The sequence below is a fragment of the Thalassobaculum sp. genome, assembly GCF_040219615.1.
Lineage (GTDB): Bacteria > Pseudomonadota > Alphaproteobacteria > Thalassobaculales > Thalassobaculaceae > Thalassobaculum_A.
On record NZ_JAVJSE010000007.1, the window covers coordinates 64,430 to 81,214 of the forward strand.

Annotated in this window: 20 protein-coding genes; 15 read left to right on the forward strand and 5 right to left on the reverse strand. The window is 73.6% G+C overall.

What is annotated here, in order from left to right; translation table 11 throughout:
• Window positions 1-12 precede the first annotated feature (12 nt).
• From RIC31_RS02505 to RIC31_RS02550, 10 genes are all read left to right on the forward strand, one after another.
• A complete protein-coding gene (locus tag RIC31_RS02505) occupies window positions 13-1,713 on the forward strand; it encodes a hypothetical protein (RefSeq protein WP_350102588.1) in 1,701 nt (566 codons plus the stop codon).
• Window positions 1,710-2,258 carry a hypothetical protein gene (locus RIC31_RS02510; RefSeq protein ID WP_350102593.1) on the forward strand — a complete coding sequence of 183 codons (549 nt, stop codon included), beginning with the start codon at window positions 1,710-1,712 and terminating at the stop codon, window positions 2,256-2,258. The genes RIC31_RS02505 and RIC31_RS02510 overlap by 4 nt, the downstream gene beginning before the upstream one ends.
• Window positions 2,259-2,271: 13 nt before the next feature.
• On the forward strand, window positions 2,272-3,477 hold the full coding sequence (locus RIC31_RS02515; RefSeq protein WP_350102595.1) for a hypothetical protein: 1,206 nt from the start codon (window positions 2,272-2,274) through the stop codon (window positions 3,475-3,477).
• A gap of 68 nt (window positions 3,478-3,545) precedes the next feature.
• Complete coding sequence (locus tag RIC31_RS02520) at window positions 3,546-4,100, forward strand: hypothetical protein (RefSeq protein WP_350102598.1); 555 nt, start codon at window positions 3,546-3,548, stop codon at window positions 4,098-4,100.
• An 11-nt stretch (window positions 4,101-4,111) separates the two neighbouring features.
• On the forward strand, window positions 4,112-4,993 hold the full coding sequence (locus RIC31_RS02525; protein WP_350102601.1) for a hypothetical protein: 882 nt from the start codon (window positions 4,112-4,114) through the stop codon (window positions 4,991-4,993).
• Between the two features lie 31 nt (window positions 4,994-5,024).
• Window positions 5,025-5,423, forward strand: a complete 399-nt coding sequence (locus tag RIC31_RS02530; RefSeq protein WP_350102603.1) for a hypothetical protein — start codon at window positions 5,025-5,027, stop codon at window positions 5,421-5,423.
• A 5-nt stretch (window positions 5,424-5,428) separates the two neighbouring features.
• Window positions 5,429-6,004, forward strand: a complete 576-nt coding sequence (locus RIC31_RS02535) for a hypothetical protein (RefSeq protein ID WP_350102607.1) — start codon at window positions 5,429-5,431, stop codon at window positions 6,002-6,004.
• Window positions 6,001-6,339, forward strand: coding sequence for a hypothetical protein (locus RIC31_RS02540; protein ID WP_350102610.1), 339 nt, complete (start codon window positions 6,001-6,003; stop codon window positions 6,337-6,339). Before RIC31_RS02535 ends, RIC31_RS02540 begins: the two co-directional genes overlap by 4 nt.
• A gap of 3 nt (window positions 6,340-6,342) precedes the next feature.
• Window positions 6,343-7,125, forward strand: a complete 783-nt coding sequence (locus tag RIC31_RS02545; RefSeq protein ID WP_350102614.1) for a hypothetical protein — start codon at window positions 6,343-6,345, stop codon at window positions 7,123-7,125.
• Window positions 7,113-7,787 carry a hypothetical protein gene (locus tag RIC31_RS02550; RefSeq protein WP_350102618.1) on the forward strand — a complete coding sequence of 225 codons (675 nt, stop codon included), beginning with the start codon at window positions 7,113-7,115 and terminating at the stop codon, window positions 7,785-7,787. Before RIC31_RS02545 ends, RIC31_RS02550 begins: the two co-directional genes overlap by 13 nt.
• Here RIC31_RS02550 and RIC31_RS02555 read toward each other — a convergent pair.
• On the reverse strand, window positions 7,733-8,185 hold the full coding sequence (locus RIC31_RS02555; RefSeq protein ID WP_350102622.1) for a VOC family protein: 453 nt from the start codon (window positions 8,183-8,185) through the stop codon (window positions 7,733-7,735). The genes RIC31_RS02550 and RIC31_RS02555 overlap by 55 nt on opposite strands.
• 129 nt (window positions 8,186-8,314) lie before the next feature.
• On the opposite strand from RIC31_RS02555, the gene RIC31_RS02560 reads away from it, so the two are divergent.
• From RIC31_RS02560 to RIC31_RS02570, 3 genes are all read left to right on the forward strand, one after another.
• Window positions 8,315-9,211 (forward strand): LysR family transcriptional regulator, encoded by an 897-nt coding sequence (locus RIC31_RS02560; protein ID WP_350102626.1) that lies wholly within the window; start codon window positions 8,315-8,317, stop codon window positions 9,209-9,211.
• A gap of 307 nt (window positions 9,212-9,518) precedes the next feature.
• Window positions 9,519-10,301, forward strand: coding sequence for a DUF1194 domain-containing protein (locus tag RIC31_RS02565; protein ID WP_350102630.1), 783 nt, complete (start codon window positions 9,519-9,521; stop codon window positions 10,299-10,301).
• A complete protein-coding gene (locus RIC31_RS02570) occupies window positions 10,298-10,549 on the forward strand; it encodes a sulfurtransferase TusA family protein (RefSeq protein ID WP_350102634.1) in 252 nt (83 codons plus the stop codon). Before RIC31_RS02565 ends, RIC31_RS02570 begins: the two co-directional genes overlap by 4 nt.
• Here RIC31_RS02570 and RIC31_RS02575 read toward each other — a convergent pair.
• Window positions 10,546-11,427 (reverse strand): LysR substrate-binding domain-containing protein, encoded by an 882-nt coding sequence (locus RIC31_RS02575; protein WP_350102637.1) that lies wholly within the window; start codon window positions 11,425-11,427, stop codon window positions 10,546-10,548. The two genes, RIC31_RS02570 and RIC31_RS02575, sit on opposite strands and share 4 nt — an antisense overlap.
• A 265-nt stretch (window positions 11,428-11,692) precedes the next feature.
• Here RIC31_RS02575 and RIC31_RS02580 point away from each other — a divergent pair, with 265 nt between their 5' ends.
• Both RIC31_RS02580 and phnX read left to right on the forward strand, forming a co-directional pair.
• A complete protein-coding gene (locus RIC31_RS02580) occupies window positions 11,693-12,811 on the forward strand; it encodes a 2-aminoethylphosphonate--pyruvate transaminase (protein ID WP_350102641.1) in 1,119 nt (372 codons plus the stop codon).
• 14 nt (window positions 12,812-12,825) lie between these two features.
• A complete protein-coding gene (gene phnX, locus RIC31_RS02585; protein ID WP_350102644.1) occupies window positions 12,826-13,641 on the forward strand; it encodes a phosphonoacetaldehyde hydrolase in 816 nt (271 codons plus the stop codon).
• Window positions 13,642-13,657: 16 nt separating this feature from the next.
• On the opposite strand, the gene RIC31_RS02590 is transcribed toward phnX, so the two are convergent.
• The 3 genes from RIC31_RS02590 to RIC31_RS02600 all read right to left on the reverse strand — a co-directional run bounded on the left by RIC31_RS02590 (window position 13,658) and on the right by RIC31_RS02600 (window position 16,541).
• Window positions 13,658-14,035, reverse strand: a complete 378-nt coding sequence (locus RIC31_RS02590) for a hypothetical protein (protein ID WP_350102647.1) — start codon at window positions 14,033-14,035, stop codon at window positions 13,658-13,660.
• Between the two features lie 82 nt (window positions 14,036-14,117).
• A complete protein-coding gene (locus RIC31_RS02595) occupies window positions 14,118-14,396 on the reverse strand; it encodes an MmyB family transcriptional regulator (protein WP_350102650.1) in 279 nt (92 codons plus the stop codon).
• Between the two features lie 129 nt (window positions 14,397-14,525).
• Window positions 14,526-16,541: a YheC/YheD family protein gene (locus tag RIC31_RS02600; RefSeq protein WP_350102653.1), complete on the reverse strand. Its 2,016-nt coding sequence runs from the start codon at window positions 16,539-16,541 to the stop codon at window positions 14,526-14,528.
• Window positions 16,542-16,785 lie beyond the last annotated feature (244 nt).

The following is a 16,785-nucleotide window of genomic DNA, read 5'->3' on the forward strand; positions in this document are numbered from 1 at the left end:
GATATCGGCGTCATGCGGACAGTCGGTGCGGCTTCGGCCGAGCAGATGGCAATTCACGGCGGGCGCAGCGCCGCGCTCGAACAGGCGCTCCGGACGGTCGCCGAGATCGACCTGGGTGCCGGGCCGAAATACCCTGCACCGGTGGTCCGGGACCTGACGCGCACGATCTCGGCGCGGGCCTACGGCCGGCCGCTGCTGGAACTGATGCACCTGGTCCGCATCGCCGAGGTCGCCGGCGCCCGGCACGGCTGGCCGGCAGTTCTTTTCGCGGTTCCGGTCGCGCGCGCGGCCGCGTTCCGGGGGGTGATCCAGGAGGCCGCCCATTCCTGCCGGGCGTTCGGCTCGGACTTCGAGCTGGTCGAGGACGGGGTCGAGATCGTCTACCCCGACGGCCGGTTCCGGGTCACCTACGGGCGGATGGGGTTTCTGGCGGCGCTCGTCGAGTTCGCGATCACGGCGCTCGGCTGGCGCGCGGTCGACGGCGTGCTGCGGGGCTGGTTGGATGACCGGTTCGCACTGCGGGCGGCCGGACCGCATGCCAACGCCCTGTCGCGGCTGCTGTACGACCATCTGCGGGACCACCTGCCGACGGTCCAGACGCTGCGCAGCTATCGCCGGCTGACCCGTTTCCTGACGGCGACCCGCGGCGCGGGCTTCGGCCTCGACGACATGGACGACACCGCGGTCCTGGCGTTCTGGTGCGGCGAGGGCCTCGAAGAGGGGAGCGGCCGGGGACCGGCCGAGGAGACCGGGGACGCCCGCACCTTCCGGGGCGCGCTCGAGCAGATGGCCCGGCTGCGCAGCGCCTTTCAGGCCGGGGCCGAGCGCCGGGCGGTCGACCGCTCGGTCCCGATCGGCGGCGACCGTGGCGCCGGCGAGATCGATCCCGAATTCCTGCTCGACGTGCTGGAGGCCCACGACCGGCCCGGCGACCCGCTGCGCCTGCTGGCGTCGCCGCCGGCCGCCGCGATCAAATTCCTGAACGGCCGCGAGACCGAGGCCCTCGACCTGATAGCCGCCCTCGGCCCGCAGGCGTCGGCCCTGCCGCTCTCGATCCTGCGGGCCGAGACCTTCGGGGCCGGGCAGGCGCGGCTGACCCAGGCGATCCGGCGGCGTGCCGGCGAGGCCGAGAGGGCGGCGATGGCGGCGCTGCTGGACTGCGAGGACTACGACCAGCGGCTGCTGTACTGGCTCCGGCTGGACGGCCAGTTGCGCCGCCTGTCGCTGGCGACCATGGCGGTGCTGCTGGAGGCCGGCCGGGCCGAGACCGTCGAGGAACTGCTGGCGCACGCGCCGGATGCCGATCTGTCCGGGCTGCGCGACCTGGCGGCGGCGCGCTCCGGGAGCGTCGACGGAGCCGCACGGTTCCCGGGCCGGCGCCGGCCCGCGGAAGCCGGCGTGGACCGGTTGGTGGCGGCACTTGCCGACCCGGCGCTGGCCGGGGTGCGCGCCGCCGGGGTGGTCGCCGAGGCACGCGCCGCGCTGCGGGCGATCAGCCGGCGCGGCTTCCGGCCGGAGGAGCGCCGGGGGCCGGCCGTCGCCGACGGCTTCGTGGCGGGCGCGCCGGCGCTGCGGGCGGTCCGCGGGCTGCTGCTGCGGGTCCGGGCCGCCGCCGAGTCCGCGGTCCCGCCGGACGGCCGGGGCGTGCGGTTCGAGGCCGACCGCCTGGTGTTCGCCGGCCGTCTGCGGCAGCTCTACGGGGTACCGGCATGACCGTGCGCTGGGACGAGCTCGGGCCGGACGGGCAGGCGACGGTCGAGGCCGCCTTCGTGGCGCTGGAGACGGCGGCGCGTCTCGACCGGACAACCGGGGCGGATCCGGTCCGGTTGTCGCCGTCGGCGGCCTGGGCCCATGTCACCGGTTCCGTCCCGCTGCCCCGGGCCGTGCTGGCGGCGGCGTGGCTGGCCGAGCCGGCGGGGCGCGAACTCCTGGCCGGGATGCTGCAACGGGCGGCGCTCGCCACCGGCCCGCGGGTGGCGGCGGCGGCAAGCGGCGGAGCCCTGGCCGAGCGGACCGGCGACGGCTTCCGGCTCCGGCTCTTGCCGGCACGCGGCGCGCTGGACCAGACTTGGATCATGATCGCGCTCGACCGGCCGGATCCGGCCCCGACCCGACTGACCGTCCTGCCCGCCGCCGGCCCGCCGGAGTCGACGGCGCTGACCGCGCCGGTCGAGGGCACCGTGCAGCTGCTGGCGGAGACCGGGTCAGGCCTGGTGCGGGCGCTCGGCGATCCGGCCGCCACCGTCTTCCTGCATTGACCGGCATCCTGCATTGACCGGCCGGGTCAAGGTCGTCGTCCCCACCACCGAAGGCCCGTCCACGGTCCTGCGCGTGACCTCGGAGGATCGGTCGCTGCGCTCGGTCGTCTGCCTGGGCCGCAGCACCACGGTGCTGCCGGTCAGCCCTGCCTACGACGCCTTCGTGCGCAAGCCATCCGGGGTGGTCGAGCGCGCCGTCGGACACCCGGCGTTCCGGGTCGACGTCTCGGCACCGATCGACGACGGCCAGAGCTGGCAGCTCGGCCTGTACGTCGCCCACCGCCTGCAGGCCGTCGGTCGGCTGGTCGAGGACGACGGCCCGGCCGACCTGGTGCTGTGGGCGACCGGCGCGGTCGACGGCGACCTGGCGGTCCGGCCGGTCGAGGCGATCGCCGAGAAGCTGCGCCGGTCCGCTGCCCTGATCGACGGCGCCGGGGACCGCCTGCTGGTGGTGGTGCCGGCCGGGCAGGCCGACGCCCTGGGCGGGCTGCCGGAGCAGGTATCGACCATGGCGGTCGACACGGTGGCGGCCCTGCTTCGGCATCTCGGGGTCGAGCGGCCGGCGGCGCAGCGGCGCTGGCTGCCGTGGTCCGGCGCCGCGCTGGGGCTTGCGGCCGCAGCCCTGGCGGCCGCCCTGGTGCTGCGGCCGGAGCCGGCCGGGATCGCGCCCGGCGTCGCATCGAAGCCGCCACCCGAGGTATCGGCGTCCGCCCCTGCCGCCGGCCCCGCCGCCGGCTTCGATCCTGCCGCCCTGACGCTGTCCGTGCTCGAGCTGCGCCCGGCCGAGGGAGAGCCCTGCGGTGGCCACGAACGGCCGGTCGCCGTCGACCCGGGGCAGGAGACGCCGCCGGGGGTATGCGCCGTGGTAGCCCGCGTCTCGAACGACGGCCCGGCGGCGGGCTTCATCTGGCTGGTCGTGCTGGCCGAGGGTACGTTTCGCGAATATGCCGGCAACACCCGCATGGTCGAGGCGGCGGTCGGGGCGCTGGCGCCTGGTGATGCCGCCGAGGCACGGGTGACGGCGCCGGGCTGGATGCGGCGCCCGGTGGTGTTCCGCATCCTGCTGGTGGCGGGGCCGCGCGAGGCCGAACAGGCCTCGCGGGCGCTGGCGGCGATCGACACCCTCTCGACCGGGGATCTCGACCGGCTTGCCGGCCAGTTCCTCGAACTCGGCCTCGAGGTCCGCAGCCTGCGCCACCGGGTTCAACCGCGGCCGTGAGCCGCCGCCCGATTTTCCGCCTCGCCCGTCCATAGCCCCTGCGAGGGCAACCGGACGGGAGGCATTCCATGATTCGACGACGGATGATCCGCTCCGCCTTCGCGGTCGCCCTGCTGCCGTGCGGCCTCGGCGGATGCCTGGCGCCGCCGCCCGATCTGGAGGGCATCGGCTTTCGCGACGCCCGCTACCGCGAGGCGCAGGCGATGCGGGACTGGCGTGACTGCCGGGACGAGGGGCTGGCGCTCGAGCGCGAGGCCGGCCGGGCCGCCGCGCCGGCGCGGCATCTGGTGGCCGCCCGGGTGCTGGAGGGCTGCGAGAGCGGGCTCGGGCCGGAAGCCTCGGCGCTGGCCGCCGAGGAGCGCATGCGGGCCTATGCGGTGGCCATCCAGGCCCGGCTGAAGGGGGGCGACCCGGCCGGTGCCCGTGCCGGGCTTCAGCGTTTCCGGACGGCGTTCCCGGACCGCGACCTGTATTTCGACGACGGCACCTCGTTCCTGGACACCCTGGAGAGCGTGCTGGATGCCGGCGCCGGCGCCGGCGCCCGCGGGCCGGATGGCGGCGCCAATGTCGGCGGCGGGCTGACCGGCGAGCTCCGGCGCCTGGTGCGCTGGCGGCGCGGCTGACGGAGGCGGCGATGCGGGTGCTCCGGCTTGCGGTCCGGGTCGCGCTGCTGACGGCCCTGGCGGGCACGCCGCCGGTCGCCGCCCAGGAGGCCGGGCTCGCCGACCCGGTCTGGCGCCCGGTCGCCGGCGAGCGGTTGATGCGGTTGCCGGCCGGCTATCTGGACCGGGCGATCGATCGGGACTTTCGGGATTCGCCGCTGGCCGCGGCACTGGAGGAAGCCGGCCGGGCGCTGACCGACCGCAGCGCCGGGCTCGCCGAGCTGCAGGCGGCGGTCGAGGCCGCCTCCGGCGACGAGCGCGACGCCCTGCGCCAACGGTTCCTGGAGGAGAAGCAGGCCTACCTGCAGCTCATGGGCCGCCGCCACGACCTGGAGCGCCGCCGCCTGGAGACCCGGCGGGCGCTCTACGGGAAGCTGCTGTCCAGGCTGCAGCGCGAGGATGCCGGCGCCGAGGACCCGGCGATGGTCCGGCTGGCCGAGGACCGGCAGGCGGCGCAGCACCGCTTCCAGGCGTCGGTCGACAAGGTCGATGCGGCACTGTTCGCGCGCGGGGCGGCGGCCGAGAGCCGGTACGGCGCCGAATACCGCCGGCATGCGCAGGCGGTCGACCGCCTGGTCGCGGCGATCGCCGGGCATCCGATGAACCGGGCACCGGAGGTCGACGGACGCGCGCTCGACAGGCACGGCCTGCTGCGTCACCTGGCCGCCGAGGCGGAGGCCGAGACGGCGCTGCTCGACCAGCAGGACCTGGTGCTCGCCTACATGGCGAAGCTGGTGGCGCTGGACGCCATGGCGATGGCCGACGAGTTGGCGGCGCGCGAGCCGGAGGGCGGTGAGCGGCCCGAGGTCCGGGACGCCAGCGCCGCCGTCGGCTTCTTCGTCGACCCGAACTGACGGGCCGAACCGGACCGAGAGGAGGATCGTCATGCACATGCCGGCCGGTATCTTCCCGATGCCCGCGCTTGTCGCGGCGCTGCTTCTGGCGCTCGCGGCCGGCCCGGCGGCGGCCGGCCCGCTGGAGACCCTGGAGCGCGAGCGCGCCGCCCTGCTGTCGACCCTGCTCGACCCGGCGCTGGACCCGGGCGACCGCCAGGCCCGGGCGGACGCTTCGGTGCGCAGGCTGGTCGACCTCGAGCGCATGGTGCTGCGCGATCCGCCGGCCGCCGGCTCCGGGGCCGTCGCCAACCGCGCCTTCGCCGACTACGACCTGACCTTCCTCGCCCACGCCTCCGTCGAACGCGCGATGGCCCCGCTCGACCTCTGGCTCGACCGGCTCGGAGTCTCGGCCGACCGCCTGCTGGCGGCCCGGGTCGGGCGGCGGTGACCGTCGTGACCGGTGCCGGACCCTCCGCGACCGCCGGGCTGGTGGCCGACCTCGCCCAGGCGCTGGGGCTGCTGCTGGGAGCGACGGTCCTGGTGCTGGCCGGCTGCCGGGGGCTGTCCGATCTGTCGCCTGTCGAGGCGGCAGGGCGGGCGCTGGCGCTGTTCGGCGGCATATTTCCGGTGCCGTTCGCGGCCCTGGTCGTGCTGGCGGGTACCGCCGCGATCCGCCTGGGGCGGGACCCGGGCGACCGGCGATGGCGGCAGCTCGGCCTGCAGGCGGCGTCCGGCATCGCCACGCTGGCGCTGACCTTCACCCTGCTGGGGATCAGCCTGGGCATCGGCGGTCTCGCCGGCCGGCCGCTGACGCCGGACAACGTGCAGGCGGTGATCGGCGAGCTGACCGGCCGGTTCGCCCTGGCCTTCGCGACCACGGTGGTCGGCCTGCCGGTCGCCGCCGGGTTCCGGGCCCTGGTGCTGGTGCTGTCGGCCGAAGCGGTGCCGGCCCAAGCGGTGCCGGCCCAAGCGGTGCCGGCCCAAGCGGTGCCGGCCCAAGCGGTGCCGGACCGGGCGGTGGTGCCGTGACGGTGGCGGCGAAGCGATGGCTGCTGTTCGACCTGGTCGTCGGTGCGGCCCTGGTCTGGCTGGTGTGGGCGCCGGGACCGCCGGATCGGCCGCCGGTCGCGCGACCCGCCGCAGTCCCGCCGGTCGCGGAGACGCCGGACCCAGCGGATCGCCTGTCGCCGCCGTTCCCGAGGGTGCAGCCGGACGATGCCGCGACGCCCATGCCAGGCGAACCGGCAGACCCGAACGACGCCCGAGTCGACTCTGCGCCCACCGCGCCGGCAACGGACCGCGGTCGCCGCCTGCGGGCACTGGCGCGCGACGCCGAGGCGCTGTTCCTGCGCGGCCGGGAGTAGGCGATGCGCCGCGGCCTGCACGCGCTGCTGTCGCCGCTGGGGCTGCTCGTCGCCGTGACCGTTGCGGCGGTGCTGCCCGTCCCCGATCCGTCGCCGGCGCCGCCGGTCGCCGAACCGGCGACCGGGCCCGGCCGGCCGGCGGCGCTCCGGCCGGTCGCCCTGCCGCCGCCGACCGTCCGTGCGACGGCGGTTCCCTCGGCGGCACGGCCGCCGGTCGGAGTCCGGAACCCGCCGGATGCCGACCCGGCCGGCCCGGCGCTGCGGCCGTCGGCGGCGGATGCCGGCCGCGGGCTGCTGCTGCTCGACCGGGTCCGGCAGGGCGACGGGCCTTCGGTCGAGATCGCGTGGCCGGACGACCGGGCGGCCCGCGAAACCTTGCGTCGGCACCTGCGGCATTGCGCGGGCTGGCAGGCCCTGCTGCTGGCGGACGGCCGGCTGTGGCGGGCCGCGGATCCGCCCGGGACTCCCTGGCGGTCGCCGGTCGGTTCGGTGTCGGGCCTGCTGCGGCGCCTCGACGGCCCGGCCGCCGACCCGGCGGCGGCGGCGGCGATCCGGGCCCGGCACGGCCTGGCCGGCGGGCGCCCGGTGGCGGCCGTCGCGCGCCGCTGGGACGCGCGGCTGCTGGGCGGGCTCGCCCGGCTGCTCGGTCCGGGCGCGACGGGCGCCCGGGTGCAGGCCCGCTATGCGCTCGACGGCGGCCGGCTGACGGTGGTCGAGATCCGGGCGGCGGGCCGGCCGGTGCCGGGGACGGTCGATCTCGGTCCGGTGTCGGAATGCCGGGGCTGAACCCCGCGGCGGCGACAGGCCTGCTGGTGCTGGCCGGCTGCGTCCCGGTTGCCGGGCCGGCCGTGCGGCCGGCGACCGGGTGGGCCGACCCCGACGGCTGGGACGATCCGCCCGGCTGCGTCGTGGTCCTGCCGGCCGTCGTACCGCCTGAGATCGGGCTGACTGCGGCCCGGCTCGAGGAGGCCGTCGCGGGCCGGCTGTCCGGACGGATCGACCTGGTGCTCGGCCCCGGCCGCCGCGACGCCCTGAGCCGGCGGCTCGGCCTGGACCTCGGGCACCCGGTCGACCGCCGCCGGTTCGCCGCGCTCAGCGGCTGCCGGCATGCGGCCGCGACCCGCGCCTGGGGTGGCCGGGCCTGGGCGGTGGTGTGGTCGGAGACCCGGGTCGGACTGGATCTCGCGATCCTGCGGCTGACCGACGGCCGGCGGCTGTGGCAGGCGCGCGGAGAGGGGCGGCGCGGCGACGGCGGGGTGCCGGTGACGCCGTTGTCGGCGGCGGTCGCGGCCGGCCTGGCCGCCCGCGCCGCGCTCGACGACACGGCGATGGCGTCGGCTCTCGACGATGCGCTCCGGTCGGCGCTGCGGGGCCTGCCGGACTTCCGCGATCCTCAGGCCTTCGCCTCCAGGAACTCCAGGGTCAGGCCGTTGTCGTCGCGGAAATAGGCGACCCGTCGGCCGGCGTTCGGGCCCTGGTCGATGACGTAGACCTGGCCGAGCAGGCCGAGCCGGTGCTCGGCGGCGACCGCCAGGGCGGCGTCCATGTCGGCGACGTCCAGGGCCAGATGCGCGAAGCCGGCGTCGCACGGCCGGGGCGCGCTGGCGCCGCGGTCGGCCGGGGCCTGGTACTCGATGAGCTCGACCCGGTGCGCAGGCCCCTGCAGGAAGGCGATGGTGACGTCGCCGCCGGCCACCCCGGTGATCGCCGCGATCGCCGCCGGGTCGCGCGGCGCCTTCGACAGCAGTTCGAAGCCGAGACCGTCGCGGAACAGGGCGATGGCCCGGTCGAGGTCGCGCACCGTGAAGCTGGTGTGGTTGGTGCCGGTCACCTGCACGCTCGCCATGGCCTTCTCCTGCCGCTCTTGCACCCGGGAAACGAAGCCCGGATCATATCGACCGGTCGCTCCGGGAGCGAGCCGCCTTGGCCCGGACCGGCCGGCGGGACCGGGGGCGCAGGTGAGTCGGGGTCGCAGGTGAACTGGGACGATCTTCGGTATTTCCTGGCGGTGGCGGGCGAGGGCAGCCTGTCCGGGGCGGCGCGCGCGCTGCGGGTCAACCCGGCGACCGTCAGCCGGCATGTCGACGCGCTCGAGGAACGGTTCGCGGTCCGGCTGTTCGACCGCCGCCAGGACGGCTACGGCCTGACCCCGGCCGGCGAGAAGCTGCTGGGGCGGGCCCGCGGCATCGAGTCCGAGATGTTCGCGCTCGGCCGGTCGTTCGACGCCGAGGACCGCGGTCTCGCCGGCACCGTGACGGTCACCTCCACCGAGTCGCTGACCGTGCCGTTCCTGATCCGCAACCTGCCGCTGCTGGAGCAGCGGCATCCGGGGATCCGCCTGCACCTGGTCAACGAGTACCGAATGCTGAACCTGTCGCGCCGCGAGGCCGACGTCGCGATCCGGCTGGCGCGGCCCGACCAGGGCGACCTGTCGATCCGCAAGATCGGGGTCATGGGCTTCGGCCTGTACGCCTCGCCGGCCTATCTGGCGGCCCATGGGGCGCCGCAGTCGGTCGCCGACCTGCGGAACCATCGGGTGGTCGACTGGCTCGACGGCTTTCCCGAGAACGCCACCGTGCTGTGGCTGCGCAAGCAGCTCGGCGATGTCGCGCCGATCTTCTCGACCAACCCGGCCAGCGCGCGGCTGGCGGCGGCCCGGGTCGGCATGGGCATCGCGCTGGTACCCTGCATGATCGCCGAGGGTATCGACGACGTCGTGCGCCTGCTGCCGGACGAGCCGATCCCGGGCGTCGACCTCTGGCTGCTGGTGCACCGTGACCTTGCACGCCTGGCCAAGGTGCGGGCGGTGCTGGACTTCATCTACGACCGCGCCCAGGCCGAGGCCGACCGTATCGCCGGTCTGTGCGGCTGACCGTGCCGTCCGGGCCTCGGCACCGGGTCGAATTGATCGTCGGATGTCACGATTCCAACAGAAATTCGACCGGCGCCGGCCGCATCGGAAACAGTGGCGGCGAGTCCGGATTCCGGGTGCCGCGGTTGCGGCCGGCGGCGGCCGCTTGCTAGATTGATGGCCCGGGTGGATGCCATGCCGAGCGGGATACCTATCGAGGGTTGTGCATATTGTGTGGACAAGCCGCTACCTTTCGAGCAGGAACCATTTCGTTCCTATCCGGCGCTGGTTAAGCCAATTCCTGGATCTCACTTTCCGATCTGTAATCGTGAGTGACGGTTGGGTTGTCGGCGCCCGGCACGCCGGATTCCGGTTTTCCACAGGCCTCCTCGGGATCCTGGCCGTCTGGAGCCTCGGTGTTTCAGGCGTTCGAGCCGAGACCGTCGACCTCGAACTGGTGTTTGCGGCCGACGGCTCGGGCTCGATCGACGACGACGAACTGCGGCTGCAGCGCGACGGCTACGCTGCCGCGCTTTCGGATCCGAAAGTCCTGAACGCGATCGCGAGCGGAAGCCATGGCCGGATCGCCGTCGCCTACGTCGAATGGGGCAGCCCGGCGAGCCAGCACACCATCGTCGACTGGCGGGTGATTGCCGGCGCCGACGACGCCCGGGCGTTCGGCGAGGCCCTGCGGGCGGCACCGCGTGCGGCCTGGGGCTACAACTCGATCAGCGAGGCGATCGCCTACTCGGCCGACCTGATCCGCGGCAACGCTTTCGACAGCGACCGCAAGGTGATCGACGTCTCGGGCGACGGCCCGCAGATCGGCGGCCGCCCCCTGGACCTGATCCGCGACATGGTGGTCGCCGAGGGTGTGACCATCAACGCGCTGGTGGTCGCCAATCGCGGAGTCCGCAGCGGCCCGCGCGGCGAGCCCCTGGACGAGCACTACCGTAACGACGTGATCGGCGGGATCGGCGCCTTCGTGGTGGTGGCGGACGACGAGCGCGGCTTCACCCAGACCTTGCTCGGCAAGATGATCCGCGAGATCGTCGACGCCAATCCGACCGGCGCCCCTGCCCGCCGGCTTGCCGAACGGACCGGACGATGACCGACGCTTCCGCCCCTGCGCCCACCCCGGCGAAGACCCTGGACGTGCGTGGCCTGAAATGCCCGCTGCCGGTGCTGAAGGCCCGCAAGGCGATCGGCGGCATCCCGGTCGGCGGGCTGCTGGAGGTGCTGGCCACCGATCCGGCCGCAATGCTCGACTTCCGGCACTACGCCCGGCAGTCCGGCCACACCCTGGTCGAGGCCGAGGACGGCGAGGTGCTGCGCTTCGTTCTGCGGCGGGAAAGCTAGCCGCCGTTTCCGGACTCGGCCAGCGCCAGGAACCCCCGCACCGGCGGATGGTCCCGGCGCTCCGTGAGGCAGGCCACCACCAGCCTTACGTCGCTTCGGCAGGCGAGCGGTCGGTCGGTCAGGCGCGGGTCGTTGCCGGCCTCGCCGTCGAGCACCGCCGCGACGCCGAGCCCGGCCGCCACCGCTTCGCGCACCGCCTCGCGGCTGCCCAGCGACAGCCGCACTACCGGGCGGACCGCGGCGGCGGCGCAGGCCCGGTCGAGGGCGCGCCGGGTCGCCGAGCCTTCCTCGCGACCGACCATCAGGGCGCCGTCCAGGTCGGCCGGCGACAGCGACCGTCGCCTGGCCCAGGGATGGCCGCGCGGCATCAGGATTCGGAGCCCCTGGTCCCGCAGCCGGTGGACGTGCAGGCCCGGCCGGGGAGTGGCGGAAAGCGACAGCACCGCGACGTCGACCCGGGAATCCTCGAGCGCCGCCATGGTCTCCGGCGCGTTGCCCATGCGCGCCTCGATCCGCACCCCCGGATAGCGGTCGGCGAACCCGGCCAGGATCGGGATCGCGGCGAACGGGCCGTCGGCGCCGATCCGCAGCGTGCCGAAGGTCAGGTCGGCCGCCCCCTGCAGGGTATCGGCGGCGTCCTGGTACAGCCGCTGCAGCCGGCTGGTGATCCGATGCAGGGCGCTGCCGGCCTCGGTCGGCGTCAGCCCGTCGGGCCCGCGCTCGAACAGCCGGACCCCGCGGTCGCGTTCCAGGGCGCGGACCTGCACGGTCACCGCGGGCTGGGTGAGGCCCAGGCGGCGGGCCGCCTCGGTCACGCTGCCGGTCTCGGCGACGGCGTGAAAGGCGCGCAACTGCTTGTCGGTGGGGGGCGGGATCATGCGGCCGGGACCGGCCCGGTCCGTCCCATGGAGGACCAGTCGCCGGTTTCTCCGGTTCTCCACACGATCGCCTGTTGGGGACCGAGGTCGCTGGTCCGCCCGACCTCGCCGGTATCCAAGCACCGCGAGTTTAACAAAGTCTCTGCATACACGGTTAACTCGCCACAAGAAAATTTATGATACGAGAAAAAATATCAATTCGATTTATGAAATGGAAGCGGCTATCCCAGTGCTGTCCTCGACAACGCCCAGGCGGAGGCCCGACATGACGGCGCGCGACCCCTATCTGCTGACCCCCGGCCCGGCCACCACCGCGGCCGCCACCAAGACCGCGATGCTGCGCGACTGGGGGTCCTGGGACGGCGACTTCAAGGCGATCACCGCCCGGGTTCGGGACCGGCTGCTGGCGGTCGCCGAGGCCGACGACGACTACACCTGCGTGCCGATCCAGGGCAGCGGCACCTTCGCGGTCGAGGCGGCACTGGGGACCCTGGTGCCGGCCGGCGGCAAGGCCCTGGTGCTGGCCAACGGCGCCTACGGCAAGCGGGCCGCCGAGACCATGGCGCGGATCGGCCGAGACTTCGAGCTGTACGCCACCGCCGAGGACACGCCGCCGGATCCGGCCGAGGTCGACCGCATCCTGGCCGCCGATCCGGCGATCGGCCATGTGTTGCTGATCCACTGCGAGACCACGTCGGGCATCCTCAATCCGCTGGAGGCGATCGCCCGGGTGGTGTCGGCGCGCGGCCGGGCGCTGATCCTGGACGCCATGAGCACCTTCGGGGCGCTGCCGATCGCGACCGCCGCGCTCGGCATTGCCGCGGTGATCTCGTCGGCCAACAAATGCCTGGAGGGCGTGCCCGGCATGGGCTTCGTGATCGCCCGCAAGGCCGACCTGAAGGCGGCCGCCGGCAACGCGCACTCGCTGTCGCTCGACCTCGCCGACCAGTGGAGCTACATGGAGAAGAGCGGGCAGTGGCGGTTCACGCCGCCGACCCATGTGGTGGCGGCGCTCGACGTCGCCCTCGACCTGCACGCCGCCGAGGGCGGGACCGCGGCGCGCGGCGCCCGCTATGCCGCCAACCATCGCGCGGTGGTCGACGGGCTGCGCGCGCTCGGCATCGAGCCGCATATCCCGGACGCCCTGCAGTCGCCGATCATCGTGACGTTCCGCTGTCCGGAGGATCCGGCCTTCGCCTTCCAGCCGTTCTACGACCGCCTGAAGGCCGAGGGCTTCATCATCTATCCGGGTAAGATGACCGCCGCCGAGACCTTCCGGATCGGCTGCATCGGCACCCTGACCCCGGCGGTCATGGACGAGGTGGTGGCGGCAGTGGGCCGGGTGCTGGACGCGCTCGGCGTCGCCCGCCGCAACGCCGCCTGAGAGGGGACACGACGATGGGCACGAACGGGCAGGCCGTGGACGCGGTGATCTTCGACTGGGCCGGCACGGTGGTCGACTTCGGCAGCCGGGCCCCGGCCGGCGCCTTCGTCGAGGTGTTCCGGCGGCACGGCGTCGACATCTCGGTCGCCGAGGCGCGCGGCCCGATGGGCGCCGAGAAGCGCACCCATGTCGCCGAGCTGCTGGCGGTCCCGGCGATCGCCGCGCGCTTCGAGAAGGCCCACGGCCACGCTCCCGGCGAGGCCGACATCGACGCCATCTACAAGGACTTCATCCCGCTGCAGATCGGCGTGCTGGAGGACTTCGCGGCGCTGATCCCGGGCACCGCCGAGACCGCGGCCTGGCTGCGCGGGCGCGGCGTCAGGATCGCCGGCAACACCGGCTACAACGCCGAGATGAGCGCGGTGAACGAGAAGCTGGCGGCCGGCCAGGGCTATGCCCCCGACGTCTGCGTCGCCGCCAGCGACGTGCCGCGCGGCCGCCCGGCGCCGGACATGGCGCTGAAATGCGCCCTCGACCTCGGGGTCTCCTCGGTCCGGCGCTGCGTCAAGGTCGACGATACCGTGCCGGGCATCCTGGAAGGCCTGAACGCCGGCATGTGGACGGTCGGGGTGACTGTCAGCGGCAACGAGGTCGGCCTGTCGCAGGCCGAGTGGGAAGCCCTTCCGGCGGCCGAGCAGGACCGGATGCGCCGGGCCGCGACCAGGCGGCTGGCCGCGGCCGGCGCCCACTACGTCATCGACTCGGTGGCCGATCTGCCGGGCGTGATCGAGACCATCGAGCGGCGCCTGGCGGCCGGCGACCGGCCCTGAGGCGCCGCACCGAGGCTCACTTCACGACGATCCAGTAGCTCTCGTCGCCGGTCGCCGTCAGCGAATTGCTGCAGTACGACCAGACGTCGGTCCGGGACTTCGCCCCGGCCGGCGAGACCGCCGAGCCGCAGTAGCGCACGAACGACCGGGCACCGGCCGGCCGGGTCTTCGCCGTGGGATCCAGAACCAGCGCCACCTCGGTGAAGCCCGGGCAGCCGGTGTACACCGTCATCGGGACCGCCGGGCCGGAGCGGGCGCCCTCGGCCGGCTTCAGGAAGCTGGTCTCGGCCTTGCCGCAGGTCAGCGAGGTGGTGCCGGCGGTCGCCGGCAGCGCGGCGAGCGTGGCGGAGGCGAGCAGGCCGCCGGCTGCGGCGATCAGGATGCGTCGGATCATGGTGCGTTACCCCCGGGATGTCGATCCGCGCACCATGCCGGAGGACGATGACAGGGGCGTGACGGATCGGTTACGCACCGGCTCAGGCGGCGCTCGATCCGTCGGCGGTGGCTTCGACCGGCGCAAACACGACCAGCCGCAGGTCGGGCTCGTCGTCCACGGTGTAGGTGGTGTGCTCGAAGGTCACCGGCGGCGCGCCGTCGATCTGCACCGTCTTGACGCCCTCCGAACAGCCGTTCACATCGTGCCGCTGCCACAAGTCCTTGAATTCCGGCGACACCGGTTGCAGCGAGGTCACCAGGTCGACCATCACCGGGTCTTCGGGAGCCTTGGCGTAGTCGCGCCGGAACTTCGCAAGCATCAGCGCGCGCGCTCCTCCCATTGCACGAGTTTCCGCCGGAAGCCCGGGTCGGCGAAGGTCAGCCAAAGGACGTTGCGGCGATCCTCAGGCAGGACGCCGATCTCGCGCCCGATCGGGCGTTGCGCTCGCTCAACCACCCCTGAAGCGGCGGGCGACTTGCAGGGCATGGGCCACGTGCGGGCCTGCGCGCTCGAACTCGTGCAAGAGAGAGTCCGGTTCGGAAATGACCTCGTCGATCCACGGCCGGTGTTGCGGATCCACCAGGATACCGGCCGCGATCTCGGGGAGTTGGCCGCCGTAGTGGGCGTCGAGCGTCTCGCCGATCTGAAGCCCGAGGCGGCGGACCTTCGCCGCCAACGCCACGCCGCGGTCACCGAGGCCGGCCAGGACCAGGTCCAATTCTCCGACATAACTGCCGCGGTGGGTGACCGTGGCCAAATCACCAGCTTCCGACACCCGGGCGTAACTGCGTACCGGAGTCCAACGGTCCCTACTGTCCTTGGCAGCGTGGACGAAGATGTCGAACGCCCGGCCGTCGCCGGCGCGGGAGACGATCATCTTCTGAACGGTCCAGGGCCGCGTCCCGACAAGCCCGGCGAGTTCCTCCAGCCCCTTCTTCCGGGGCAGGCGCCAGCGATGGTCGCCGTGACGCACGACGATGTCCTCGCCGTCGCAGGCGACAAAAGCGACTGTCTGCTCTGAAGATGCGCTCGCGGGCTTGAGGACGACGCGCCGGTGCTCGTCGAGGAAGGACTCGATCACCACCGCCGCATCGGGCGCGACCACCCGGCGGTACGGGATGACGTGGGGGGCCAATGCCGTCGATTGCAGGGCTGCGGATACCGACGGCGTGTCGGGCAGAGCCCAACTCACGAAAGGAACCAGGGCTCGGAGGCGGGCGGCAGTCGGGCAATCGGATTCGCTCCGTACCCCGTCCCCGCGCAGGACCACGTCCGGCATCGGCCCGCGCGAGGCAACCCAGCCCTGCGGTGTCATCCGCATGTATCGGACGGTTGCCGACTCGAAATCAATGTCGGTGGTCCCGAACAGCCCGAGGCTCGCGCCTTGCAGAGCCGCCTCCGCCGCGAGCGCCCGGGCTCGTCTGCTCTCCATGGCCCACAGGCGACAGGCCGAGGCGTGAAACAGGCCGAGGACCGGGGGGGACGTCGTCGGGACGTCCTTGGATGTGGTGCGAGCCCGCAAGCGGCCCGGTGTGTCCCGCCGTGCCTCGGCCCTGAAGCGGCCGGCCAGGTGCAGGGCATAGGAGATGTGCCAGCGGGCGCGGTCGAACTCATGGAAACGTGTCCCCGGTCCGAAGTTCACCTCGGCGATCCACGGCCGGTGTTGCGGATCGACCAGGATGTCGACCCCGACCTCCTTGAGCCCGCCGTGGAACCGGTCGTCGAGCGTTTCGCCGATCCGGAGGGCGAGGCGCCTGATCCTCGTCGCCAGCGCCACGCCGCGATCGCCTAGGCCGGCGAGGACCATCTCCGGGCTTCCCTGAAATCCTCCCCCGCTCGAGTTCGACACCAACGTACCGGCTCCGGAGAACCTGACGTAGCTGCGGACCAGCGCCCATCGGCCATTGCCGTCCTTGTGCGCATCGACCCGGACGTCGAACACCCGGCCGTCACGAACGCGGGAGATGATCATCGCCTGAACGAGCCAGCGCCGGCTTCCGACCAGGCTGACGAGTTGGGCCAGTGCCTTCTCACGGGGCAAGCGCCAGCGCAGATCGTTCTGACGCACGACGATATCGTCGCCGTCGGAGGCGACGAAGGTGACGCCGCGGCCCCGGTGTTCGGATGCGGGTTTCAGGACGACGCGCCGGTGCTCGTCGAGAAAGGACGAAATCACCTCTCCCGCGTCGAGCGCGACGACCTCGCGGTACGGAATGACGTGCGGCGCCAATGCGGTCGACTGCAGGATCTCCGATATTTCCGACTTGTCCGGCAGTGGCAGGCTCAGGAAGGGGGCCAGGGCTCTGAGGCGCGCGACGGCCGGACAGTCGGCGTCGCTCGGGAACGGCGCGCCGCGCAGGACCATGTCCGGCATCGGCCCGCGCCATGGGGCCCACCCGTCCGGGGTCATCCGTACGTAGCGAATGGTCCCGGACTCGAAATCGATGTCGGTCGTCCCGAACACCCCGAAGCTCGCGCCTTGGAGAGCGGCCTCCCCCGCGAGCGCCCGGACCCGTCCCCTCTCCATAGACCGGACGCGACACGCCGCGGCATGAAAGAGGCCGAGGAGCAGGGGCGGTGTCATCGGGACGTCATGGAGAACACGCCGGCGTCACCTGAGGCCGCTCGATCGCCGGTGACGCTCTCCGTATTCGGATCGCCTTGCGGTGCAAGAACCGCTCGACATTTACACCCCTCGCAACGCCGGC